This is a genomic window from Burkholderia sp. MS455 (assembly GCF_016899445.1).
In the GTDB taxonomy this organism is placed as follows: Bacteria; Pseudomonadota; Gammaproteobacteria; order Burkholderiales; family Burkholderiaceae; genus Burkholderia; species Burkholderia pyrrocinia_C.
Window position 1 is genome coordinate 2,638,067 of sequence record NZ_CP041778.1, and the last position, 24,424, is coordinate 2,662,490.

General features: G+C 66.5%; 20 protein-coding genes. 7 read left to right on the plus strand and 13 right to left on the minus strand.

What is annotated here, in order from left to right; all coding sequences use genetic code 11:
- Window positions 1-115 precede the first annotated feature (115 nt).
- The 3 genes from FPJ27_RS16175 (at window position 116) to FPJ27_RS16185 (ending at window position 3,721) form a co-directional block, all read left to right on the plus strand.
- Window positions 116-1,828, plus strand: a complete 1,713-nt coding sequence (locus FPJ27_RS16175) for a M36 family metallopeptidase (RefSeq protein ID WP_204421792.1) — start codon at window positions 116-118, stop codon at window positions 1,826-1,828.
- 79 nt (window positions 1,829-1,907) lie between these two features.
- The gene (locus FPJ27_RS16180; RefSeq protein WP_204421793.1) at window positions 1,908-3,161 is read left to right on the plus strand and encodes a M20/M25/M40 family metallo-hydrolase; all 1,254 of its coding nucleotides are present in this window, start codon (window positions 1,908-1,910) and stop codon (window positions 3,159-3,161) included.
- Window positions 3,162-3,358: 197 nt separating this feature from the next.
- The gene (locus FPJ27_RS16185; RefSeq protein ID WP_072441940.1) at window positions 3,359-3,721 is read left to right on the plus strand and encodes a YbjQ family protein; all 363 of its coding nucleotides are present in this window, start codon (window positions 3,359-3,361) and stop codon (window positions 3,719-3,721) included.
- Between the two features lie 6 nt (window positions 3,722-3,727).
- Here the strand turns inward: FPJ27_RS16185 and FPJ27_RS16190 are convergent, their stop codons facing one another.
- Both FPJ27_RS16190 and FPJ27_RS16195 read right to left on the minus strand, forming a co-directional pair.
- Window positions 3,728-4,978, minus strand: a complete 1,251-nt coding sequence (locus FPJ27_RS16190) for an MFS transporter (RefSeq protein ID WP_204421794.1) — start codon at window positions 4,976-4,978, stop codon at window positions 3,728-3,730.
- 421 nt (window positions 4,979-5,399) lie between these two features.
- Window positions 5,400-6,200 carry an SDR family NAD(P)-dependent oxidoreductase gene (locus FPJ27_RS16195; protein WP_072441944.1) on the minus strand — a complete coding sequence of 267 codons (801 nt, stop codon included), beginning with the start codon at window positions 6,198-6,200 and terminating at the stop codon, window positions 5,400-5,402.
- 75 nt (window positions 6,201-6,275) lie between these two features.
- On the opposite strand from FPJ27_RS16195, the gene FPJ27_RS16200 reads away from it, so the two are divergent.
- Window positions 6,276-6,878, plus strand: coding sequence for a TetR/AcrR family transcriptional regulator (locus FPJ27_RS16200; RefSeq protein WP_204421795.1), 603 nt, complete (start codon window positions 6,276-6,278; stop codon window positions 6,876-6,878).
- Window positions 6,879-7,131: 253 nt separating this feature from the next.
- Here the strand turns inward: FPJ27_RS16200 and FPJ27_RS16205 are convergent, their stop codons facing one another.
- From FPJ27_RS16205 to betC, 3 genes are all read right to left on the minus strand, one after another.
- The gene (locus FPJ27_RS16205) at window positions 7,132-8,271 is read right to left on the minus strand and encodes a porin (protein ID WP_034180735.1); all 1,140 of its coding nucleotides are present in this window, start codon (window positions 8,269-8,271) and stop codon (window positions 7,132-7,134) included.
- A 257-nt stretch (window positions 8,272-8,528) separates the two neighbouring features.
- Complete coding sequence (gene choX, locus FPJ27_RS16210) at window positions 8,529-9,494, minus strand: choline ABC transporter substrate-binding protein (protein WP_072441948.1); 966 nt, start codon at window positions 9,492-9,494, stop codon at window positions 8,529-8,531.
- Between the two features lie 45 nt (window positions 9,495-9,539).
- Entirely contained in the window at window positions 9,540-11,075 is a 1,536-nt protein-coding gene (gene betC, locus FPJ27_RS16215) for a choline-sulfatase (RefSeq protein WP_204421796.1), read from the minus strand.
- 241 nt (window positions 11,076-11,316) lie between these two features.
- Between betC and FPJ27_RS16220 the strand changes: the two genes are divergently transcribed.
- Window positions 11,317-12,222: a LysR family transcriptional regulator gene (locus tag FPJ27_RS16220; protein WP_204421797.1), complete on the plus strand. Its 906-nt coding sequence runs from the start codon at window positions 11,317-11,319 to the stop codon at window positions 12,220-12,222.
- 171 nt (window positions 12,223-12,393) lie between these two features.
- Window positions 12,394-13,269 carry a formyltetrahydrofolate deformylase gene (gene purU, locus FPJ27_RS16225; protein ID WP_072441954.1) on the plus strand — a complete coding sequence of 292 codons (876 nt, stop codon included), beginning with the start codon at window positions 12,394-12,396 and terminating at the stop codon, window positions 13,267-13,269.
- A gap of 162 nt (window positions 13,270-13,431) precedes the next feature.
- Here purU and FPJ27_RS16230 read toward each other — a convergent pair whose 3' ends face one another.
- The 5 genes from FPJ27_RS16230 to FPJ27_RS16250 form a co-directional block, all read right to left on the minus strand.
- A complete protein-coding gene (locus FPJ27_RS16230) occupies window positions 13,432-14,325 on the minus strand; it encodes a sugar phosphate isomerase/epimerase family protein (RefSeq protein ID WP_204421798.1) in 894 nt (297 codons plus the stop codon).
- The gene (locus FPJ27_RS16235) at window positions 14,322-15,380 is read right to left on the minus strand and encodes an ABC transporter permease (RefSeq protein WP_204421799.1); all 1,059 of its coding nucleotides are present in this window, start codon (window positions 15,378-15,380) and stop codon (window positions 14,322-14,324) included. Before FPJ27_RS16235 ends, FPJ27_RS16230 begins: the two co-directional genes overlap by 4 nt.
- A 2-nt stretch (window positions 15,381-15,382) precedes the next feature.
- Window positions 15,383-16,390: an ABC transporter permease gene (locus FPJ27_RS16240; protein ID WP_175962239.1), complete on the minus strand. Its 1,008-nt coding sequence runs from the start codon at window positions 16,388-16,390 to the stop codon at window positions 15,383-15,385.
- A complete protein-coding gene (locus FPJ27_RS16245; RefSeq protein ID WP_204421800.1) occupies window positions 16,383-17,942 on the minus strand; it encodes a sugar ABC transporter ATP-binding protein in 1,560 nt (519 codons plus the stop codon). Before FPJ27_RS16245 ends, FPJ27_RS16240 begins: the two co-directional genes overlap by 8 nt.
- 87 nt (window positions 17,943-18,029) lie before the next feature.
- Complete coding sequence (locus FPJ27_RS16250) at window positions 18,030-19,022, minus strand: substrate-binding domain-containing protein (protein ID WP_204421801.1); 993 nt, start codon at window positions 19,020-19,022, stop codon at window positions 18,030-18,032.
- 212 nt (window positions 19,023-19,234) lie between these two features.
- Between FPJ27_RS16250 and FPJ27_RS16255 the strand changes: the two genes are divergently transcribed.
- Window positions 19,235-20,308, plus strand: coding sequence for a LacI family DNA-binding transcriptional regulator (locus tag FPJ27_RS16255; protein WP_204421802.1), 1,074 nt, complete (start codon window positions 19,235-19,237; stop codon window positions 20,306-20,308).
- 134 nt (window positions 20,309-20,442) lie between these two features.
- Here FPJ27_RS16255 and FPJ27_RS16260 read toward each other — a convergent pair whose 3' ends face one another.
- The 3 genes from FPJ27_RS16260 to FPJ27_RS16270 all read right to left on the minus strand — a co-directional run bounded on the left by FPJ27_RS16260 (window position 20,443) and on the right by FPJ27_RS16270 (window position 24,423).
- A complete protein-coding gene (locus tag FPJ27_RS16260) occupies window positions 20,443-22,098 on the minus strand; it encodes an APC family permease (RefSeq protein ID WP_204421803.1) in 1,656 nt (551 codons plus the stop codon).
- A 179-nt stretch (window positions 22,099-22,277) separates the two neighbouring features.
- Complete coding sequence (locus tag FPJ27_RS16265) at window positions 22,278-23,141, minus strand: glycine betaine ABC transporter substrate-binding protein (RefSeq protein WP_072441958.1); 864 nt, start codon at window positions 23,139-23,141, stop codon at window positions 22,278-22,280.
- 133 nt (window positions 23,142-23,274) lie between these two features.
- Window positions 23,275-24,423: a hybrid-cluster NAD(P)-dependent oxidoreductase gene (locus FPJ27_RS16270; RefSeq protein WP_204421804.1), complete on the minus strand. Its 1,149-nt coding sequence runs from the start codon at window positions 24,421-24,423 to the stop codon at window positions 23,275-23,277.
- Window position 24,424: the final 1 nt, after the last annotated feature.

Below are 24,424 nucleotides of genomic sequence, written 5' to 3' on the forward strand. Positions count from 1 at the left end.
GACGCTCCCAACACCGCTTCGCCGCACCGGCTCCATCGAGCCGGCGCGCGGGCCGTGTCGTGCCTGCGCGCCACGAGTGCGCGGGCGTGTCCAACCGTTGAGATGAGGATCACGTATGCAGACATCACGCAAAGCATTGCCGCTCGCCCTGAGCCTTGCGCTCGGTTTCGGCATCGTCGGCGCCGCCGCGGCCGATACGAAGGTCTCGAATCCGCAGGCAGCGAGCCTGCGCGAAAGCCTGACGCGCGGCGTCGCGCCGCCCGCCGCGAAAGCCGATACGGCCGCCGGGCAGTTCCGCGCGGACGGCGTCGCAGTCACGCTGTACAACCCCGCGTATCGCGTGAAGAAGGCCGCCGCGACGCCCGCTGCAACCGCACGCGACTTCGTCGCAACTCAGGCGACGCAGCTCGGGCTCGACGCGGCCGCGCTCGCGAGCCTCGTCGTCACGTCGGAGCGCAACGATGCCGACTTCACTGTCGTGCGCCTGCAGCAGCAGGCCGCCGGGCTGCCTGTGTACGGCAGCGACATCGCAGTGACTGTCGCGAAGGACGGCCGCATCCTGTACGTTGCGAGCAACACGATCAACGGCGTGGTCGCGACGTCGCGCAAGTCGCAGGCCGTCGACCAGCAGCAGGCACTCGACCGTGCGCGCGCGTATCTCGGCGTGAGCGGCTTCACGAATCTCGACGCGCAGCTCGTCGCGTTCGTCGACAAGGCCGGCACGCACACCGCATGGAAGGTGCGCGGCCGCCCGCAGGACGGCCCGAAGGGCGACTGGGAACTGCTGATCGACTCGGGCAGCGGCGAAGTGCTGCGCGCCGAGGACAAGGCGTTCTATGCCACCGACGGCACGGGCTTCGTGTTCCGCCCGGATCCGCTGTCGCCGACGAAAAGCAGCTACGGCAGCACCGGCTACAAGGACAGCAGCGACGCCGATTCGACCCAGCTCACGGCCGCGCGCGTGCGCGTGACGCTGAAGGATCTCGGGCAATTGGGCGCGCGCTACGCGCTGTCGGGCCCGTATGCGGCGTGCGTCGATTTCGATGCGCCGCGCGACAACGCGTGCCCGCTGCAGTCGACTCCCGCGTTCGAGTTCACGCGCGGCAACCTGTATTTCGAGGCTGTGAACGCGTACTACCACATCGACACGTTCCTGCGCTACGTGAACCAGACGCTCGGCATCAAGGCGTTGCCGTACCAGTACACGGGCGGCGTGCAGTACGATCCGCACGGCGAATCGGGCGACGACAACTCGTCGTACTCGTCGAGCAGCGGCCGGCTGACCTTCGGGCAAGGCGGCGTCGACGATGCGGAAGATGCGGACGTCGTGATCCACGAACTCGGCCACGGCATCCACGACTGGGTGACCAACGGCGGCCTGTCGCAGCAGGAGGGGCTGTCCGAAGGCACCGGCGACTATCTCGCCGCCGCGTACAGCCGCGACTTCAACCAGTGGAGCCCGTCGGATGCGCAGTACAACTGGGTCTTCAACTGGGACGGCCACAACGAGTACTGGGGCGGCCGCGTGACCAACTGGAACGTCGGGCGCACCTATGCGCAGGCGCGCGGTGCCGAGATCCACACGGCCGGCCAGTACTGGGCATCGTGCAACCTCGTCGCACGCGACGCGATCGGCGCGCAGGCGATGGACAAGGCGTTCCTGAAGGGGCTGTCGATGACCAACGGCTCGACCAACCAGAAGGCCGCCGCTCAGGCCGTGCTGACGGCCGCGGCCGCGCTCGGCTACAGCAGCGCGCAACTCACGGCGATCGGCAACGCGTACAACAAGAGCTGCACGTACGGCGTGACCGTGCCGCAGAAATCGTAATTCCGCAGCAGGCGGGGGCGCATCGCACGACCTGCGGCGCGCCCTCTTCCTCGACATCGTTACCCTCGCGAGATCGAACATGCCTACTCTGAAACTTACCCATCTGAGCGCCGCACTGGGCGGCATGCTGTTGACCGCCGCCGCGCATGCGGCACCCGTATGGATCACGCTCGGCGATGCGGCGTTCCGCCAGCTTCAACGCATCGACGCAAGCGCGACCGCGCAGTACAGCACGACGGTCGATACCGGCAAGACGGCCGACGGCGTCGCGCGCCGCGAAACCGTGCACGTCGTCGAGATCGACGATTCACGACTCGGCGAGCTGGCGCATGCCGTCCACCATACGCGCGGCCACGGGCCCGGCTATGTCGTGCACGACTCGTTCGACGAAGCGCGCCACGCGCTGCAGCCATTGCCGCCGGCGCTCGCGAAGCAGGCCGCGGCACCCGCGTACAAGGTGTCGAACGCACCGCAGATCGGCACCTGGATCCAGCAACTGCAGGCCAGTAACATCGTCGGCACGATCACGTCGCTGTCCGGCTTCACGAACCGCTACTACACGACGTCGCACGGCGTTGCCGCATCGGACTGGCTCGCGCTGCAGTGGAAGCAACTGGCGGGCTCGCGCGCCGACATCACCGTCGAACAGTTCGCGCACACGGGCTTTCCGCAGAAATCCGTGATCCTGACGATCCGCGGCAGCGATCCGGCCGCGGGCACCGTCGTGCTGGGCGGCCACCTCGATTCGACCGTCGGCCGCACGACGGAGAACACGCGCTCGCCCGGCGCGGACGACGATGCGTCGGGCATCGCGAGCCTCACCGAAGCGCTGCGCGTGCTGCTCGCGAACAACTACCGGCCGAAGCGGACGATCAAGTTTGTCGGATACGCGGCAGAAGAAGCCGGCCTGCTCGGCTCGAAGGCGATCGCGAAACAGTTCCGCGCGCAGAATGCGAACGTGGTCGGCGTTTTGCAGCTCGACATGACGAACTACAAGGGCGATCCGAAGGATATCTACCTGATCACCGATTACACGAACGCGTCGCAGAACACCTACCTGACGAATCTGGCGAAGACCTACCTGCCGGAACTCGCGATCGGCACGTCGCAGTGCGGGTATGCGTGCTCGGATCATGCGTCGTGGAATGCGCAGGGCTATCCGGCGTCGTTCCCGTTCGAGGCCGACCAGAACGACAGCCCGTATATCCATACCGTGAACGACACGCTGGAGAACTCGGATCGCCAGGCAAACCACGCGCTGAAGTTCGGCAAGCTGGCGCTGGCCTATGCGGTTGATCTTGGCGGGGATGGCTCCGTAGTCGCGAAGCCCTGACGGCAGGCGGTCAAGTCGTTCGTCGATCCGGAAACGAAGGACGCATGTGCTCGCGGTTCGCACACGCGTCCTTCACGAAGGGTCCGCCGCCGGCATCGTGCGTCACCCCCGCCGCACGATTGACTCCCGTCGAATCGCGAACGCGTGCTCATCCGGATAGAATCGTCACTCGCCCACTCCGCTACACGCTTCCCCCCATGACCGACACCACCCGCTCCGTCGACGATCTGTCGCCCGCTCGCGTCACGACCGCATTCGACCTGCCCGGCCATACGACCGTTCGCTCGCTCGGCGTCGCACAGGGCATCATCGTGCGTTCGCGCTCGATCGTCGGCTCGTTCGGCGCATCGCTGCAGACGATCTTCGGCGGCAACATCACGCTCTACACGTCGCTGTGCGAGAAAGCCCGCCAGCAGGCATTCGACAAGATGCTCGCCGATGCGCGCAAACTCGGCGCGAACGCAGTCGTCGCAATGCGCTACGACTCGACCGAGATCGGGTCGGGCGTCACGGAAGTGATCTGCTATGGCACGGCCGTGCGTGTGACGCAGGACGCGTGACGCCCATCACACGTCGCGCTCGAGCGACTTCATGTTCGTGAGCTGCGGAAACAGCCGCATCCACGCGAGCGCGACGGCAATCGTCGCAGCACCGCCGACGACGATTGCCGTCGGCGCACCCCACCATGCGGCCGTCACGCCCGATTCGAATTCACCGAGCTGGTTCGACGTGCCGATGAACAGCGAATTGACTGCGCTCACGCGCCCGAGCATGTCGTCTGGCGTACGAAGCTGCACGAGCGACAGGCGCACGACGACACTGACCACGTCCGATGCGCCCAGCGCGGCCAGCGCAACGAGTGACAGCGCGAAGTGCCGCGACAGCCCGAACACGATCGTCGCGATGCCGAACGCGATCACGCCGCCGAACATCGCGCGGCCCGGCCGCCCTTTCAACGGGAAACGCGTAAGCCACAGCGTGCCCGCGAGCGCGCCGACCGCGGGCGCCGCGCGCAATGCGCCGAGCCCCCACGGCCCGACTTGCAGAATGTCGCGCGCGTAGATCGGCAGCAGCGCGGTCGCGCCGCCGAACAGCACCGCGAACAGGTCGAGCGACAGCGCGCCGAGGATCGCCGGTTCGCGCCGAATGAACGCGATCCCCGAAAACACCGAACGCAGCGTGACCGGCTCGCGTGCAGGCGGCGCGCTGCGCAACGGAATCGTGCCGCTCAGCACCGCCGCGATCGCGAATGCCACGACGCTTGTGCCGAACGCGGCGGGCGCACCGACACCGTAGAGCAGACCGCCGAACGCGGGCCCGAGGATCTGCGCGGCCTGGTTCGCGGACGTCGACAGCGCGGTCGCGCGCGGCAGGTCGGTGCGAGGCACGACGGCCGGCAGCAGCGACGACACCGACGGCGACTCGAACGCGCGGGCCGTGCCGACGATCGCCGCGAGCGCATACACGACCGGCGCGGCCAGCCACCCTTGCACGGCGCCGAGCAGGAACACGCCGGCAGCCAGCGCCTCCACGCCCTGGCAGATCGTCGCGATGCGCCGGCGGTCGTAGCGGTCGGCCACCTGCCCGACGACGAGCGTCAGCGCGAACATCGGCACGAACTGAGCGAGGCCGACGAGACCGAGTGCGAACGCGCTGTGCGTGAGCGCGTACACATACCAGCCGATTGCGACCGACAGGATCTGGAAAGCCAGCGACGACATCACGCGTGTGCCCCAGAAGCGCTGGAACGGTGCGTGACGGAACAGGTTCGCGGGTAACGGGGAGGAAGGAGCGGGTTCGGGTAAGTGGGCGGTCATCGGGGTCTCGGCGATCGGCAGTGCGTGACGCAACCGCTCAACGAGCGGCTACCTGCGCATGTGCGTGCTTGCGCAACGACTTGCCCATCGCGACGCGATATCGGTCCCCGGTCGTGGAGACGGTCGGCTGGACAGCGCAGACGCGGCCAAATCGCGATGATATGCCAATCACGGCAAACGGCCGTTCGATCGGCCGAGGCAGGAGTGCACTACACCGGCGCACCCGTCCCGCACGGCAAAAAAGAAGTTCGTCGTGGATTTCCGGGGAACGCGGGGCAGGCTGTCGGGGATCGGCCAATTGCCGTCACACACCCGGTTGCTGCCTCGGACATTTAAACGACGGATTTCCGACCGTTAGCGCTCCTTCGCCTCGCAGGAGTTCTCGGATTGCCAGCCATGATCGCACTCTCTGTATGTCCGATCAGAACGCAGAGCGGATCGTGCCACCATCGACGCGGATCGTGGCGCCGCTCACGTAGTCGGCATATGGGCTTGCGAGATAAGCAACCGCCGCCGCGATCTCTTCAGGACGGCCAAGGCGGCCGACGTCGTTGGGCACCATGTCGCGAACGCAGCCGCGCTCAATCTCCTCCCACGTCTGACCCCATCCGTGCTGCGGAGCGATGTTCTCGAGCAGTTCCCTGACGGCCGGCACGAGAATCACGCCGGGTGCCACAACATTCGAGGTCACGCCGGAGTCCTTGAGGTCGCGCGCCAGCGAAACAGCTAGGTTGTGCCTAGCGGCAAGCGAGGCGTTGTAGTCAGGCTGCATCGAGACCGGCTGACCGGCGAGTCCGCCGCCGATCTGAATCACGCGGCCCCACCCGCGCTCGCGCATGGCTGGCACCAGCCGCTGAATCATGCGCACGGCGGACAGGACGTTGACCTCATAGGTCTCCATCCACTTGTCGGGTAAGGCAGTGCGCCAGTTCAGATGGTGATAATAGCCAGCGTTATTGACCAGTATGTCGATGGTTCCACCTTCGGTCGCCTTGGCAACCACGGCATTGGCGCCTGCATCGGTTGCCAGATCGCCCAGCGCGACTTCGGCATGGCCGCCTGCCACTGTGATCGCTGCCGCGACCGCCTCTGCACGATCACTGCTGCGGCCATGCACAACCACTGTTGCACCCTCCGCAGCCAGCAACTTGGCAATCGCCTCACCTAGTCCGGCCGTCGATCCCGTCACCAGCACGCGCTTTCCGCTCAGATTCAGATCCATGAGTGTTTCCCTGATCACATTAAATTTATACAATCGTATACTTCCATGCTCAAAAAATCTACAGGTGTTTAATTAATGAAGACGCTGGGCAAAAAAGGCGCGGCTACCCGCGAGGCGATCCTCGCATCCGCGCGACAGGCATTTACGCAATCGGGCTACGATGTCGGTGTACGCGAGATCGCTGAGAACGCGGGAGTCACCGCGATGCTCGTGAATCGTTATTTCGGGTCCAAGGAACAGCTGTTCGAGGAGGTAGTCGACCTGGTTCTTTCGGCTCCGGGCATCCTCACGCGGGAAGTGATGACGAACGCGTCTGACGTATCGACGCTATGCCGCGATGTTGCTGCCGCGCTTGTGGCGAAGACGGCACCGGACAGCACGTCGATGGACGGGTTTCTCATCATGCTGCGATCGGCCAACAATGGGCAGGCCACAGCCATTCTGCGCAGGAAGTTTGAAACGCACTTTGCCCGACCGTTATCTGAGCTGCTGCCCGGCGAAGAAACCTCGCAGCGGGCCGCGATGTTTCTAGCCGTCATTGCCGGCTTCCAAGTCATGCGACAGGTCGTCGAGATGGCCGCATTGGCGCACGCTAAACCGGATCAGTTGGAGCGACAACTAGAGGCGCTCTTCGGGTTGCTGATTATCGGAACTCCGATCAAGCACTTGACTGGCTGAAGTGTTGCGATACATCGCGCGGGGTAACACCAAATCGGCGGTAGCGTTGGTGGGAAGAGCGGGAAAGGGCAGTGCAAATATTGCCTAATGGCGGGTATGGCACATGTTTGAGCCGTCCGCGCATAAATGCCTGGCTGACCGCGAAGGGTCGAACAGCGACATCCCCGGAAATCCGCAAAAAAAAAAAGCGCGAACCGCAGTTCGCGCCAAAGAGAGACCTCGCTGAAGACGTCGCTGCTCCAAACCACCCCGCTCAGAACGAATGCCGCATCCCGATCCGCACGTCGGCCTGCGTCTGCGTCGTCGACGGCGTAAAGCTGTAGCCGACCACCGCATCGACGCCGTGCGACGCGCGCAGGTAATCGCCGGAGATATATACGTCGGTGCGCTTCGACAGCAGGTAGTGCAGGCCCGCCGTGCCCTGGTTCCAGTGATGGCCTTCGAAACGCGTATGCTGGTAGCCCGCGATCAGGCTCAGCGCCGGCGTGAACTGGTACAAGCCGCCGCCTTCATACACCTGCATGTGCGACGACTGGCCGAAACCCTTGATCGTCGTGTACGAGAAGTTGGCGTCGAGCGTCAGCTTGCCGATCGTGTAGCTCGAGCCGATGCCGAACGTGCCCTGGCTGTCGACGTCCATCGGCGTGTTCGCGAACAAGTCGGTGCGCGCGCCGGTCGCCGGATCGACGGTGACGGTCTGCTGGCCGAGGAACGTGTGCGTGCCGATCATCGCGTACGGGTCGAACGCATAGATGCCGTTCGGGTTGTTCAGGCGCGTGTACGCGGCGCCGATCGAGAAATCGCCCTTCGTGAAGCTCGCGCCCGCGCTCCATGCGCTGTTGCGGTGGAAATTGCCCGCGACGTTGCCGAACGAGTACATCGCGCCGAACTTGAAGCCGCTGAGGTCGTTCGACAGGAACTTCACCGAATTCGGCAGGCGGTCGCCGTTGAAGCGGTCGAAGTCGCCCTGGTGGATCGCATAACCGCTGCCCCACGCCGAGATGTTGTAGATCGACACGAGTTCGTTCGTGATGTCGAGCTGGTTGCCGAACGACAGCGTGCCCCAGTCGTTCTGCAGGCCGACATACGCCTGCCGGCCGAACTCCGCGCCGCCGAAGCCGAGCTGCCCGTTGCCGAGGTGGAAGCCGCTCTCGAGGGCGAACACGGCCTTCAGGCCGCCGCCCAGGTCTTCCGTGCCCTTCAGGCCGAAGCGGTTTCCGTACGAGACGCCGTCGTCGAACTTGACCACGTGCGAGCCGCCGGTGTTGTTCACGTACGTGATGCCCGCGTCGAGAATCCCGTACAGCGTCACGCTGCTCTGCGCATGGCCAATGGCGGGAATACAGGCCGCGCATGCAAGCGCGGCGGCTACGGCGACTTTCGTGTGCTTCATTATCGACCACCCTCCCTGAACCATTCGATGGAAAGAATCTCGTCCCGGCGCCTGCCGCGATACGCCGGTGGATTCGAATTCAGTACGCCCGCTGGCTTCGGTATTTCGTTTTTCGCAATAACGCAGCCATTGCCGAAAAATACAAACCCATATTTCGGGTCACCCGTCTGAAGGCGACACTAAATGGTCACGATGCGACGGGTCGGGAAAACACGTAGACGGGCGGCACGGCAAAAACCGGCCGCCCGGAGGCGGGGTCAGCGGCCGTCGAGGGCCGCTCGCACGGCCGGCAGGCCCGGTGCGCCGGCGGCCGTCGTCACGCCGTCCAGCCAGCCGGCGACCAGCGCCGGGTCGGCCTTCAGCGCGTGTTGCGCCGCGAGCGCGGGCGACGTTTTGTTATCGAGCATGTCGGCGATCATCCGGTTCTCGACGTCGACGGAGAACGTCATCTGCCGGAACAGCCGCGCAAGGTTCGCGCACTGGCCGGCAAACCCGGCGCGCGTGACCGTGTTGACCGTCGCGCCGCCGTAGTTCGGGCCGAAGTACGCATCGCCGCCCGACAGGTAGGTCAGATGGAACTTCGTGTTCATCAAATGCGGCTCCCACGCGAGAAACACGATCCAGCGCTTGTCGCGCACCGCGCGCTCGACCTGCGTGAGCATGCCCGTCTCGCTCGATTCGACGAGCGACCAGTTCGCCGTACCGAGCGCGTGGTCGGACAGCATCCGCTTGATGTTCTGGTTCGCGGGCGCGCCGGGCTCGATCCCGTAGATCTTGCCGCCGAAGCGGTCTGCATGGCGCGCGAGATCGGCGAACGTATGCACGCCCGCGGCCGCGACGTAGTCGGGCACCGCAAGCGTGAACTTCGCGCCGCTCAGGTTCGCGTGCAGCACGTCGATCGATTTGTCATCGACGAACGGCTTCACGAGCGGCGCCTGCGCGGGCATCCAGTTGCCGAGGAACACGTCGACCTGCCCTTTCTTGAGCCCCTGGTACGTGATCGGCACGGACAGGTTCGCCACGTCCTGCCGATAGCCGAGCGCCTTCAGCACGACGCCCGCCATCGCATTCGTCGCGTCGATGTCGGTCCAGCCTGGCGCCGCCATTTTCACGTCGCTGCACGTCTGCGGGTCGGCCGCATGCGCGCCCTGCATCGTCATCAAGCAGGCGGCCGCGGCGAGCGCCGCGCCGATCCGGATTGCTGCATTGCATTGCGGTTCCATCGCCAGCTTCCTCCGTCGTTCGTCAATGATCGCGATGCGGAGCGCTCAGCGCCCGACCCGCGGAAAACGCGCCATCGCCTCGAGCGTGTCGAGTTCGATGTGATTGCGCATGTAACGCTGGCTCGCGTCGGTGAACGGCTGCCAGTCCCACGCGTGGATGCGGCCCTGCGTCGCCGCCGCGTAATGGAAGCGCCGGCGCCGCTGGCTCGCGCGCACCTGCCGGTCCAGCTCGGGCAGGTTCCAGCGCTGCGCGGCTTCAACGCGGAACGCCGCGAGCACGTCGGCGGCTTCCGGCGAGCCGGAGAGATTCGTGAGTTCGCGCGGATCGTCGGCGAGGTTGTAGAGCTGGTCGGGATCGGCCGGGCAATGCACGTACTTCCAGTCGCCGCGGCGGATCATCACGACCGGCGCGACCGCGCCTTCCGCCAGGTATTCGCCGAGCGCGACATCGTGCGCGGGCGTGCCGTGCAGGTGCGGCACGAGGCTCGCGCCGTCGACCGGGTCGGGCCAGCCGCCAGCGGGCGCGGCGCCGGCCAGGTCGACGAGCGTCGGCAGCAGGTCGACGTGCGACACCGGCCCGCGCACGCGCGCGGCGCCGAAGCGGCCCGGCGCATGGACGATCAGCGGCACGCGGCAGCCGCCTTCGAAGAACGTCATCTTGTACCAGAGCCCGCGCTCGCCGAGCATGTCGCCGTGGTCGGACGTGACGATCACGATCGTGTCGTCGGCGAACCCGCACTGCTCGAGCGCGGCCAGCACGCTGCCGAACTGTGCGTCGACGTAGGAGGTTGCGCCGTAGTACGCGCGGCGCGCGGCGCGGATCTGCGCGTCGGTCGGCGGCGTGCGGTCGTTCTCGCAGACGAAGCGCAGCCGCTGCGAATGCGGGTCGCTGTCCGCTGCATCGAGCCGCACGGCCGGCATGTCGATCTCGTCGTCGCGATACAGATCCCAGTATTCGCGCGTGATCGCATACGGGTCGTGCGGATGGGTCAGTGACACGACCATGCAGAACGGCCGCGCGTCATGCCCGGCCGCGCGCTCGCGCGCGACGTCGTACAGCTTCTGCTTCGCGGCGAACGTGACTTCGTCGTCGAAATCGAGCTGGTTCGTGCGCACGCACGGGCCCGCGTCGAGCACCGAGCTCATGTTGTGATACCAGCTCGGCCGCTCCGCCGGGTTGTCCCAGTCGGGCACCCAGCCGAAATCGGCCGGATAGATGTCGGTCGTGAGCCGCTCCTCGAAGCCGTGCAACTGGTCGGGCCCGCAGAAATGCATCTTGCCGGACAGCATCGTCCGGTAGCCGCCCGCGCGCAGGTAGTGCGCGAACGTCAGCGTTTGCGCCGGCAATTCGGCGGCGTTATCGTAGGCGCCGATCCCCGACGGCAGCTTGCCGGTCAGCAGCGAGAAACGGGACGGCGCGCACAGCGGGCTCGCGCAATACGCGGCGTCGAACACCACGCCTTGCGAGGCGAGCCGGTCGAGCGTCGGCGTGCGCGCGACGCGGTTGCCGTATGCCGGCAGCGCGAACGGCGTGAGCTGGTCGGCCATCAGGATCAGGATGTTGGGTGTCGGGTTCGTCATCGGCGGTCGTGGGGAAATCGGTGTTCGAATGGAACGGCACGCCGCTTTGGCGGCGAGACGTCCGGCATGACGGAGGCGGCCCGAAGAAAGTGCCGCGCATGCCCGCCGCGACTGGCTAGAATCGCGGAAAGGCCTGGCGCGGCGGCCGTGAAGCGCGTCTGCCGTACCGTCAGATGCACTATCGCCCGCCCGAATCCGGGCGGGAAGGCGTCCTGCCCTTATGGGGCCATTAGAAGGACTTATGTCGAAATCCGAACCGTTACCGTCGATGCAGGCGCTGCGCGCGTTCGAATCGGCCGCCCGGCTCGCGAGCTTCACGGCCGCCGCGCGCGAGCTCGGCTCGACGCAGCCGGCCGTGAGCCAGCAGGTGTTCCAGCTCGAGGCCGAACTCGGTGTGCCGCTGTTCGAGCGCAGCCCGCGCGGCGTCACGCTGACAGCCGACGGCCAGTGCCTGTACGAAGCCGTGCGGCTGAGCCTCGACACGCTGCGCGGCGCCACCGCGACGCTGCGCGCGCGCCGCGAGCACGGTGCGCTCACGATCGTCACCGACTTCGGCTTCGCGACCTACTGGCTGATGCCGCGCCTGGCGGGCCTGAAGCGCGTGATGCCGGATGTCGACGTGCGCGTCGTCACGTCACAGGATTACGATGCGCAGCGCGACCACGGCGACATCGCGATCCTGTTCGGCGACGGCCACTGGCCGTCGTGCACGGCCGCGCGGCTCTTTCCGGAATCCGTCACGCCCGTGTGCTCGCCCGCGTTCCGCGACGCGCATCCGCACGTCGCGCGGGCCGACCAACTGCTCGCGCTGCCGCTGCTGCACGTGCAGCCGACGCGCCCCGAGCGTTGGCTGTCGTGGTCCGGCTGGTTCGACGCGCACGGCCTCGACATGGCGGCCGCCGCGCGCGGCGTGACCTTCAACAGCTACGCGCTCGTGATCCACGCAGCGCTGCTCGGCGAAGGCGTCGCGCTCGGCTGGTCGCCGCTCGTCGACGAGCTTGTCGCGTCCGGCCAGCTCGTGAAGCTCGTCGACGCGCCCGTCGTCACGTCGCGCGGCTACTTCCTGGTGCGGCCGCCGCAGCGGCCCGAGCCGGACGCGACCCACGTGTTCCGGCGCTGGCTGCTCGATGCGTGCGCAAGCGCCTGACGAAGCGCGCCTGCCCCCCGCGCGCTGGCGCGCCGATACCAGCCACACGGCGCGTTGGTTCTATCCTCCCCAAAATCGTCCTGATTTACTTGAGTCTCCCGCAACCCGCGCGGCGCGGCGCTTTGGTGCGCTGCCGCACGGCCGTGCGCCCCATGCCATCCGAGGATTCTCATGACCGCCGAGCACCGCCCCGATCAATTCGTCCTGACACTGTCGTGCTCGAGCGCGGCCGGCCAGGTCGCCGCCGTCGTCGGCTTTCTCGATCGCCATCGCTGCTATGTCGATGCGCTGAACGTGTTCGACGACGATCTCAGCAACCGCTTCTTCGTGCGCTGCGTCTTTCATCCGACGGATGAAACGCTGCAGATCGACGCGCTGCGCCAGGAGTTCGCGCCGATCGCGGCCGGCCTCGGCGGCGACATGCAATGGGCGATCCACGACGTGAACGCGCGGCCGAAGGTGCTGATCATGGTGTCGAAGCTCGAGCACTGCCTCGCGGACCTGCTGTTCCGCTGGCGGATGGGCGAACTGAAGATGGACATCGTCGGCATCGTGTCGAACCACCCCGATTTCGAGCCGATGGCCGCGCAGCACGGGCTGCCGTTCCGGCACTTCCCGATCACGGCCGACACGAAGGCGCAGCAGGAAGCGCAGTGGCTCGACTTCTTCGAATCGAGCGGCGCCGAACTCGTGATCCTCGCGCGCTACATGCAGGTGCTGTCGCAGGAGACGAGCGCGAAGCTCGCGAACCGCGCGATCAACATCCATCACTCGTTCCTGCCCGGCTTCAAGGGCGCGAAGCCGTATCACCAGGCGCATGCGCGCGGCGTGAAACTGATCGGCGCGACGGCGCACTTCGTCACCGACGATCTCGACGAAGGCCCGATCATCGAGCAGGTCGTCGAGCGTGTGGATCACGCGCTGCGTCCGGAGCAATTGCTGGCGGTGGGGCGCGACGTCGAAAGCATCACGCTTGCGCGCGCGGTGAAGGCGTTTATCGAGCGGCGGGTGTTTTTGAACGGGGATCGGACGGTGGTGTTTTCGTAAAGCCGGTACGCTGCAAGCGGGATCGACCGTCCGTCACGCGGAAGCCGACGGCGCGCGCGAAAGCGCCGTGCCGATTCGCTGCGCCCGGCGCCGCAGGTACAGGTTGTTGAGGATCAGCCAGCGCCTCTCAGTCGATGCGTTGCGTGCCCGTCACCGCGCCGCTCACGGCAACCGGCTCCGTTCGGCCTGCTTCAGCGCCTCGCGCGCGGACTTGAGCTGCACGCGCGTAAAGGCCAGCGCGTGCGCGGCGAGATCGTGACTGTCTTCCCACAGGTTGCGCCAGATCGCGAGGATGCCTTCGAGCGGCTGGCCGACGACACGCGACGAAAAACTCTCGAACGTAATCGGCCCCGTATAGCCGCCGAACACCAACGCACGAAACACCGCGGTGAAATCGACGTTGCCCGACCCCAGATACCCGCGATGCGAATCGCCGATGTGCACGTAGCCGAGCTGCTCGCCGGTGTCGCGGATCGCCGACGTCACGTCCGACTCCTCGATATGCATGTGATACGTGTCGAGATGCACCTTCACGTTCGGCCGGCCGATGCGCCGGCACAGCTCGACACCCTGCGACGCGGTGTTGAGCACGTTCGACTCGTAGCGGTTCACGACTTCGAGCCCGAGCGTGATGCCGCTTTGCGCGGCCGTGTCCGCCACCTGCGCGAGGATGTCGGCGGACATCGCGACGCCGGCGGCCGTCGTCGGCGTGAAATTCTTCTGGAACGCCGAATACAGGATCCCGCATACGTGCGTCGCGCCGCAGTCGCGCGCGACACGCAGCGCGGCCTCGAGTTTCTGCTTGCCGCGCGCGGCCTTCTGCGCATCGCCGCTCGAAATGTCGGATTGCGCATCGAGCCCGAGCGAGAACGTGATGCCGAGCCCGTACCGTTCGAGTTCGCGCCGCGTGAACGCGGCGTCGATCGAATCGGGGTCGAGCGCGGGCACCTCGATGAAATCGAAGCCCGTCTCGGCCGTATTCGCGATTGCGCGCGCGCATGCGTCGCGGCTCCAGCCGGCCTCCCAGACCAGCGCATGTACGCCAAGCTTGTTCATTTCGTCTCCTTCCGTTGAGAGGGTTCGAGGCCGCCGAGCGCCGGCGTCGCGATTCGATTGCGATTGCGCGGCCGCGACGCATGCCGGGCCCATGCCCAGCGCACCAGCATCACCGCGAGCAGGAACGCGCCCCACAGCGCGGTCGCGAGGTGCTGGCTCGCGCCGAGCAGGTTGAGGCCCGATGCGATCACCTGCAGGATCACGAGCGCGATCACGACCGGCGCGACGCGACCGAAGCCGCCGAACGGATCGACGCGCCCGAGAAAGCAGGCGAGCACCGAGATCAGCAGGAACGCTTCGCCATGACCGACCCGCACCGAGTTGAAGCGCGACAGCATCACGACGCCGGCCACGCCGCACATCAGCCCCGACAGCATGTAGATGCGAGTGATCGCCCGCGTGGTCGAGATGCCCGAGTAGCGCGCCGCTTCCGCATTCGAGCCGATCATCCGCGTGACGAAGCCCAGCCGCGAATACGTCATCACGACGTGCCACAGCAGCGCGCAGCCCGCGAAGATCCACAGCGGCGCCGGCACGCCGAGCCACAGCCCGTTGCCCATCGAGCGGACGACCGGCGGAAACCCGGAAATGTCGCCGCCGCGCGTCAGGAATTCGCCGAGACCGCGCAGGAAGATCATCGCCGACAGCGACACGAGGATCGGGCTCGCGCCCGTATGCGCGATCACCGCGCCGATCAGCCAGCCGGCCGCGGCGCCCGTCGCGAGCGCCGCGGCGATGCCGAGCGCGACCGCCGCGATGCCGGCCTCCGGGCCGCCGTGCGACTGGATCACCCACGCCATCGCGAGCCCCGCGATGTTCGCGGTGAACGTGACGGCGAGGTTGAAGCCGCCGGACACCAGCGGCATCAGCATCGCCAGCGTGAACAGGCCGAGCTCCGGCAGCTGGAACGCGATCGACGCAAACGTGCCGCCCGTCAGGAAACGGTCGGACGCGACGCTCATCGTCGCGACGATGCACGCGAGAAAACCCAGCAGGCCGGCCACGTCGGCCGGAACGGACAGCGCCGGAAAGCGCCGGGATTCGGCGTGTCTCATGATCATGTCCTCGCGCGTGGCGACAGGAAGCGCGAGCCGACCAGCCGCGCGACGCCGTCGCTCGACACGGTGATCGCGACCAGGATGACCGCGCCGACGATCATCTTGAATGCGTACGGCGACACGCCGAGCAGGTTGAGCCCGTTCGCGGTGATCGACACGAGCAGAATGCCGAGGATCGCGCCGAGCACCGTGCCACGCCCGCCGCCGAGTCGCGCGCCGCCGAGCACGACGGCCGCGAGCACGTCCAGTTCGCGGCCGTACAGCGCGTTCGGCACGATCTCCTGCACGTAGTGCGCCTGCATCAGGCCCGCGATGCCCGCCATCATCCCGAGCCAGCCGTATGCGACGTAATGCATCGTCGCGAGATCGATGCCGACGCGCCGCGCGGCTTCCGGGTTGTCGCCGGTCGCATAGAGCTGGCGGCCGAGCGTCGTGCGCCGCAGCAGGAACCACGTCGCGACGACGGCCGCTGCCATCACCGCGACCGGCAGCGCAAGCGATGCGACGCCGCCCGGCGTATCGACCTGCACGAGCGTGACGCGATTCGTCCACCAGTCGGGCAGGTCGTAGATCGACACGCCGCCCGTCACGAACATCAGCCCGCCGAAGAAGATGTTGAAGGTCGCGATCGTCGCGACGATCGACACGACGCGAAACCGGTAGATGATCGTCGCGTTCACCGCGCCGAGCAGGATGCCGAAGCAGGCCGAGACCGCGAAGCCGAGCGCCCAGTTGCCGCCGCCGAGCCGCATGAGCGTGAGCGCCGCGAGGTACTGCACCACCGATGCGCCGACCGCGAACGATATGTCGATGCCGCCCGCGATCAGCACGATCAGCAGCCCGACCGCGAAGATGATGTTGACCGCGCTCTGGTTGAGCAGGTCGAACAGGTTGGACAGCGTCAGGAAGGTCGGCGTAGCGATGCCGAGGCCGACCGCCATCGCGACGATCACCGCGAGCAGCCAAGCTTCGGTCGAGCCGATGCCGAATATGCCGGGCTTACGCATGGACGTCTCGCTCGATGTGATCGATCGGCGTGCCGCCCGGTACGTACTCGGCGACGATACGGCCGTCGCGCACGTGCAGGATGCGATCCGAGTTGAAGTACACCTCGGGAATCTCGTCGGAGATCAGCACGATCGCCATGCCTTGCGCCGCGAGCCGGTGAATGATCGCGAAGATGCCGGCACGCGCGCCGACGTCGACGCCGACCGTCGGCGAATCGAGGATCAGCAGCTTCGGCTGCGTCGCGAGCCATTTCGCGAGCACGATGCGCTGCTGGTTGCCGCCCGACAGCGTCGACACCGCGTCGTCGGGGCCGCCGATCTTCACCGCGAGCCGGGCGACCCAGTCGCGGATCAGCGCATCGCGCCGCCGCGGCGAAATCAGCCGGGCCGCACCGAGCAGGTCGTCGAGCACCGCGATCGCCGTGTTGTCGCCGATCGATTGCGGCTGCACGAGGCCCAGTTGCAGGCGGTCTTCCGACACGTACGCGATGCCCGCGCGAATCGCGTCGCGATTGGAGCGCAGCGACAGCCGCCGGCCGTCGAGCGCGATCGTGCCGGCGTCTGGCCGCGTCATCCCGAACAGCGACAGCGCAAGCTCGGTGCGCCCCGCGCCGAGACGCCCCGTCAGGCCGAGGATCTCGCCGCGCCGCACCTCGAACGACACGGCCTCGTATTCGCCGCGCCGCGACAGCCCGTCGACACGCAGCATCGCGGCCGCGGCCGACAGGTCGGTCGTGCGCACCGCGTAATCGAAAGTGCGCCCCGTCATCAGCTCGGTGAGCCGCGTCTGCGTCATCCCCGCCGTCGGAAACGTGCCGACATAGCGGCCGTCGCGCAGCACCGTCACGCGCGCGCATACGTCGAGCACTTCCGCGAGCCGATGGCTGACGAACACCACCGCGATGCCGTCGGCCGACAGGCGGCGCACGATCGCGAGCAGCGCCTGCGTCTCGGCATGGCTGAGCGACGCGGTCGGCTCGTCCATGAAAACGAGACGTGCCTGGGCGACGAGCGCGCGCGCGATCGCGACAACCTGCCGCTGTGCGATCGTGAGCGTACGCACCGGCCTGCCGAGATCGAGCTCGACGCCGAGCCGCGCGAGAATCTGCCGCGCGGCGACCTTCATCCGCCCGTAGTCGACCAGCCGTGGACGCGCGCCGAGGTTCTGCTCGAACGCGATGTTCTCGGCGACCGTCATCTCGGGGAACAACGCGAGATCCTGCCAGATCACCTGGATACCGAGCGCGCGCGCACGCGCCGGATCGAGATCGCCGGCCGGCTTGCCGTCGAAGCGCATCACCGCGCCGGATTCCGGGCGATGGACGCCGCTCACGATCTTGATCAAGGTGCTCTTGCCGCAGCCGTTCTCGCCGGCCAGGCACAGCACTTCGCCCGGCATCACGTCGAACCGCACCTGCTGCAGCGCCTGCACGCCACCGAACGTCTTCGACACGTTGTCGAGTTCGAGCAACGGCGCGTCGGCCGCGAACGCGGCCGGCGGCGGGCTCGCCCGGCCGGACGCCGCTGATTCACGGGAATGGGCAGACATCATCGCTACGCTCCGGTGCGGCCTGCTATGAAACATCGGGAGAACCGAACGACTTCATCGCGCGGCGCGTTGCGCCCGCATGCATGCCGCTCACAGCCCCTGCTTCGCGAGATCGTCGACGGTTTTCGCGTTCAGCTCGACGAGCTGGTTCACGATCAGGTTGTGGCCTTCCGGATGCACGACGCCGAGCCCCGGAATCGTCATGCCGTCCTTGACCGGCTGCCCCTTCGCGAGCATCGTGCCAAGCGTGACGAACACCTCGCCGGCCTGCGCGGGGTTCCACATGTAGCCGCCGTTCAGCACGCCGTCGTGCACGAGCCGCCGGCCCTGCCCCGGGGAGAACGGCCCGAGCACCACGATCTTGCCCTTCGCCTGCTTCTCGGCGACCGCGCGCGCGGCGCCGATCGGCCCCTGGCTGCCGAACGCCAGGATCGCCTTCAGGTTCGGGTGCGCGCGCATCAGGTCGAGCGCGGTCTTGCGCGACGCGTCCACGTCTTCGGCCACGCCGTAGCGATCGCCGACGAGCTTCATGTCCGGATAGTTGGCCTTCAGATACGCGATCGCGGCATCGGCCCACGCGTTATGCAGCGGCACCGTCAGCGAGCCGACGAACACCGCGTATTCGCCCTTGCCGCCCACCGCCGCGGCGAGGTTCTTCGCGTACGCCTCGCCGAAGCCCTTCGCGGAGGCCAGCTCGAAATTCCAGTCGGTGTTCTTCTGCTTCGGCGATTCGTGCGTGATCACCTTGATACCTGCGGCCCGCGCGCGCTGCAGCACCGGCTCGAGCACCTCGGCATCGTTCGGCACCACGCCGATCACGTCGACCTTCTGCGCGATCAGGTCCTCGATCGCACGCACCTGCAGCGCCGGGTCCGCGCTGGTCGGCCCGACCATGAACGCCTTCACGCCGAGTTGCTCGCCGCGCTTCCTGATGCCCGCGTCCATCGCGTTGAACCACGGAATGCCGCCGATCTTCACGACGACCCCGATCACGGGCTTGTCCGGCGACGCCGATGCGATGCCCGTCGCGAGCGCGAATGCAGCCACGCCCGCGCATACCTTGCGCAAGAAATTCACCGACATGTCTCCTCCATCCGAAGGCGACCGTCGCCGGGCTTCCGGGCCCCGGCATGGCGGTCAGTTGCTAAATCCATTCAGCAAACCGTTTCGTGTATGCTGAATCCATTTAGCTTCGACGGAAAGCATGGGAAAACCCTGATAGGGCATCGCGTCCCGAAACGCATACCGTCGGCATCATCGACACAAAAACGCACACGAGGGGAGCGACGACGCAGATGGCCCGCACGACTACCGGACGCAAGTCCACGATCTACGACATCGCGAAAGCAACCGGCTCGTCCACGTCCACGGTCAGCATGGTGCTGAACGGCAACTGGGCGCGCTACCGGATCAGCGAGGAAACGGCCACGCGCATTCTCGACAGCGCCAAGGCGCTCGGCTACAACGTGAACCTGAGCGCGCGCGGCCTGCGCCTGTCGCGCTCGGGGCTGGCGGGCATGGTCATTCCGCACTACCGCAACCGCTTCTTCGCGGGGCTCGCCGAAACCTTCGAGGACGAGGCGCGCCGGCGCGGCCTGTGCCCGATCGTCGTCGGCACGCAGCGCGCCCCGGACGTCGAACTGAACGTCACGCAGACGCTGCTCGCGCAGCGTGTCGAACTGCTGTTCATTGCCGGCGTGCGCGACCCGGCACCGCTCAATGCGCTGTGCGATGCGGCCGGCATCCCGTCGATCAACGTCGACCTGCCGGGAGCAGGTGCGCCGTCGGTCGTATCGGACAACCGCGCGGGCGCGCGGGCGCTGACCGACGTGCTGATCGACAAGATGCTCGCGCGCGGCAATGCGCCCGACGAACTGATCCTGCTCGGCGGCATCGCCGGCGAATATGCGACCGAGATGCGGATCGCGGGCTTTCACGACGCGTTCGCCGCGCGCGGCCTGCCGCCGCCGCCGCACGACGCGATCGAGCGCTGCGGCTACGCGCCCGCAGCCGCGCGCGAGGCGCTTGCGCGGCGCTACGACACGCTCGGCCGGCTGCCGGCCGGCATGCTGACGAACTCGATCACCTCGTTCGAAGGGCTCGTGCGTTTCGCGTCGGAGCTGCCGTGGGACATCTGGCAGCGCACGGCAGTCGGCTGCTTCGACTGGGACCCGTTCGCCGCGCGCCTGCCGTTCGACGTCACGATGCTGCGGCAGGACGTGCAGCGGCTGATCGCGGAAGCGTTCGCGCTGCTCGATGCGGGCGACGCCGGAGACGCCACGCCGCATCCGGTCGTGATGGTGCCGACGCGCTTCATGCGAACCCTCGACGACGACATGCGCGCCAGCGACGCAGAGCCGGCCGGCTGAGCGCACGGACGCGGAATGAAGAAAGCCCGGCCGGTCGTGCGACCGGTCGGGCTTTCTTCATGCTGCGCGACATCGTGTCGTGCTCGCCGGGACCGTGTGCGGTATCCGTTCCCGGCGAACGACGTGTCAGATGCTCACTTCACCCACGCAAAGTAATACGACAACCAGATCGTCAACCCCGCGCCGATCAGCGCCGCGTAAGGCATCAGATTCAGCCACATGCTGCGCTTCGGCACCTCGAGCTCCATGTCGCGCTGCATCTGCGCCGGGAACCGGCCGCGATCCTGCCAGTAGTGGCGATAGAGAAATACCGGCACGATCAGCAGCATCGCGATCAGGCCATTACGCAGCGTGCCCTCGCCCTGCAGGTTCGCACCCGCGCCGACATACACGAGGTTCGCATAGCCGCAGATCGCGCCGCCGACGAGCAGCCATGTCGGGCAGCGGAACGGCCGATCCCAGTTGCCGCGATCCATCCGGTGGATCCAGCCCGACTGAAGATTCAGGAATACGAACAGCATGTAGCAGACATTCGAGATCGACAGCACCGTCATGTAGTCCGACATCATCAGCAACACGAGGTTGAAGCCGAGATCGGTCCACATCGCGCGCGTGGGCGAGCCGTGCTCGTTCACGTGCGACAGGTACTTCGGCAGCCAGCCGTCCACCGATGCCTGGTACAGCGTGCGCGACGAGCCCATCATCGACGTCATCACGATCAGCAGGATCGACAGCATCAGCATCACGACGACCGCATTCGCGACCCACGCGCCGCCGCCGACGATCTTCGCCATCGCGGCCGCGACGCCGGTGCCGTCGCCGATCGCCGGATCGAGCATCGCCTGCGTGCCGAGTGCACCCTGGAACGCCAGCGGCACGAGCGTCATCACGACGAGACACAGCGCACCCGACCAGAAGATCGCCTTCGCGGTGTCACGGCGCGGATCGCGGAATTCGCGCGTGTAGCAGACAGCCGTCTCGAAGCCGTACGACGCCCAGCCGGCCATGAACATCGCACCGAGCGCCATCGTCACGCCCTGCCCGTTCCACGAACCGAAGGTCGCGGCCGTGAGATTGCCTTGCGCGTCGTGACCGAGCGGCAGCAGCGGGAGCAGGTTCGACATCGGTACGTCACCGGTGACGAACGGCACGATGCCGACGATCAACAGCGGCGTGAGCGACGCGATGCCGAGGATGCGCTGCGTGCGCGCGGCCTTCGATGCACCGCTATGCTGAAGCTTGAACGTGATGAGAAGCAGGATCGTCGCGATGATGAACGTCGCGTTGATCCGCAGGGACAGACCAGGCTTGATAAAGCTCAGGTCCGCTAACTTGAGCTGCCAGTGCAGCACCGCCGCGTCGGCGGGGAAGAGACTCGTGAGTGCATAGCTCGCCGCGAGGCCGCAGCCGAGCGCAAGCATCGGCGACCACGCGAGCCAGTTGCACCACACGGAAACCGGGGCAATCAGCTTGCTGTAACGGACCCAGCCGATCGCGCCATACACCGACGCGCCGCCCGATTTATGAGGAAATAGCCCCGATATTTCCGCATAAGTCGCGCTTTGGATCAGCCCCATCGTGATCGCGGCGATCCAGATCGCCCACGCGGGCTGGCCGATCGTCGCGCATACGCCGCCGATCGTGAACAGCACGCCTGCCGGCACGCCGCTCGTTACCCAGAATGCGTCTTTCCAAGTCAGGCCACGATGCAGCGTATGGCCCGTCGAATCATGTGAGATCGTTTCCTCAACATCACTGGTGCGGTTCGCACGCAGTCCTGCTTGACTCATCCATATCCTCCTGTGATGACTCTGCACAAGGGCCATAGTGTAACAACTTAAGCACTTTTTTGCAGAATCAGTAAAAGAAAACCGGGATATGGCTGCATGAATTCACGATTATTTCGGATTCCTGCATGCCATTCCCGGCGTATTTTTTATGGTGCTTCGTATGACAAAGATCTTGGTGCTTACTGTGCGCCTTCCGTCCACGAATTCACGCGGTCGGCATGCGCCGCGATCCACGCGTCGGCGGCCGCTTCCGGCTTCGAACCGTTCTGGATCGCCAGCATCACGCTGTCGATTTCACCCGGCTTCCACTGGAATTTCTTCAGGAACGCGACGACCGGCTTGGCCTTCGTTTCGAGGCCCGGATTCGCGACGCTGTCGACGTGCTCCGCGCCACCGAACACCTTCTTCGGATCCTCGAGGAAGCGCAGCTTCCACTTCGCGAACATCCAGTGCGGCGCCCATCCGGTCACGATGACCGGCTTGTTCGCGTTGACCGAACGCGACAGCTCGGCCGTCATCGCGCTGCCCGAGCTCGGCATCAGCGTGTAGTTCAGCCCGTAGCTCTTGATCGCTTCGTCGGTCTTGCGCATCACGCCGGCGCCCGCGTCGATGCCGACGATCCGGCCGCCGAAACTGGCCTTCTCCGCGTTCAGATCGTCGATGCTCTTCGCCTTCACGTACGCGGGCACGATCAGGCCGATCTTCGCATCCGGGAAATTCGCGCCGAGGTCGACGACCTTGGCCTTGTACTCATCCCAGTACGAGCCGTGCGTGACCGGCAGCCATGCGGACAGCGTCGCGTCGAGATCGCCGCGCGCGACGCCCTGCCACATGATCCCGGCAGCGACCGGCACGAGCTGGACCTGGTAGCCGAGCTTCTTCTCGATGACGCGGGCCGCGACGTTCGACGTCGCGACGCTGTCGTCCCAGCCTTCGACATAGCCGATCTTCAGCGTCGGCTTCGTATCGGCAAGCGCGGATGCGCTCAGTGCCACCATCGCCGACAGTGCGCCGGTCCACAACAGTTTTCCGAACAACTTCATGGTCGATCTCCTTGATATGCGCCTGCGCGCGTTGCCTCTCTAGGTTCTTCAACCACAAATCCGCGGTATCGTTGTTTTCCGACGGATGCTTGTCCGGACGCGACGCGTCCGGACAGCCGATGGCGCGATTTGACTACTTGTCGATCACGAGATCGGACAGCGGCTTGCTGCAGCACAGCAGCACCATGCCCTGATCGATCTCGCGTTGGCGGATACCGCCGTTGTGTTTCATCTCGACCTGCCCCGACACGAGCTTCACCTTGCAGGTGCCGCACATGCCCTGCGTGCACGAGGCCGGCAGCCGCACGCCCGACTGGCGCGCCGCGTCGAGCACATGCTGCTCCGAGCCGCACGCGATCTCGCGGTTGCTCTTCGCGAAGCTGACCGTGTACTGCTTCGTCCCGGCGTCGCCGCCTTCGGCCGGCGGCGCGAGATCGGCGAGCAGCTCGTCGCTCGCGGTCTGCGCGAGCGTTTCGAACGAGAAGCTCTCCTCGTGATACTGCTTGCGATCGAAACCGACTTCGTCGAGCAGGTCGCGCACGGCCTTCATGTACGGCGCGGGGCCGCACGTGAAGATTTCGCGCTCCATGAAATCCGGTGCGATCAGCTTCAGCAGCGGCAGCGTCAGGAAGCCCGTGACGCCCGGCCAGTTCGTGCGCGCGCCGACGCGCTCGACGACGAACGACGTGCGGAAATTCGTGTGATTCGACGCGATCAGGTCGAGTTCGCGCGCGAAGATGATGTCGTCCGGCGTACGCGCGCTGTGCACGAACAGGATGTCGCGGTCTTCCGCGAGATCATGGTGTGCGCGGCTCATCGACATCAGCGGCGTGACGCCCGAGCCGGCCGACAGGAACAGGTACTTGCGCGCCGGATGCCGCGCGCACGTGAATTCGCCGGCCGGGCCGAGCACCCGCACCGATGCGCCCGGCTGCAGGTTGTCGTGCAGCCAGTTCGACACCTTGCCGCCCGGCACGCGCTTGACCGTGATCGACACCGTGTGCGGCCGCGCCGGCGACGACGAGATCGTGTAGCAGCGGTTGATCGTTTCGCCGTCGATGTCGAGCTCGAGCGTGAGGAACTGCCCGGGTTCGAACGAGAACGCGCGACCCTGCGGCGAACGGAAGAAGAAACTCTTCACGTCGTGCGTTTCCTGCCGCACGTGGCAGCACACCAGCGTTTCCTCGACGTCGCTCGTCCAGCGCTCGGGAAGAGCGTTCCAGAACGCCGGGCGCGTCACCCGGCTGTCCGTCGGCTCGAAATTGGCCGCATCTCGCATCATG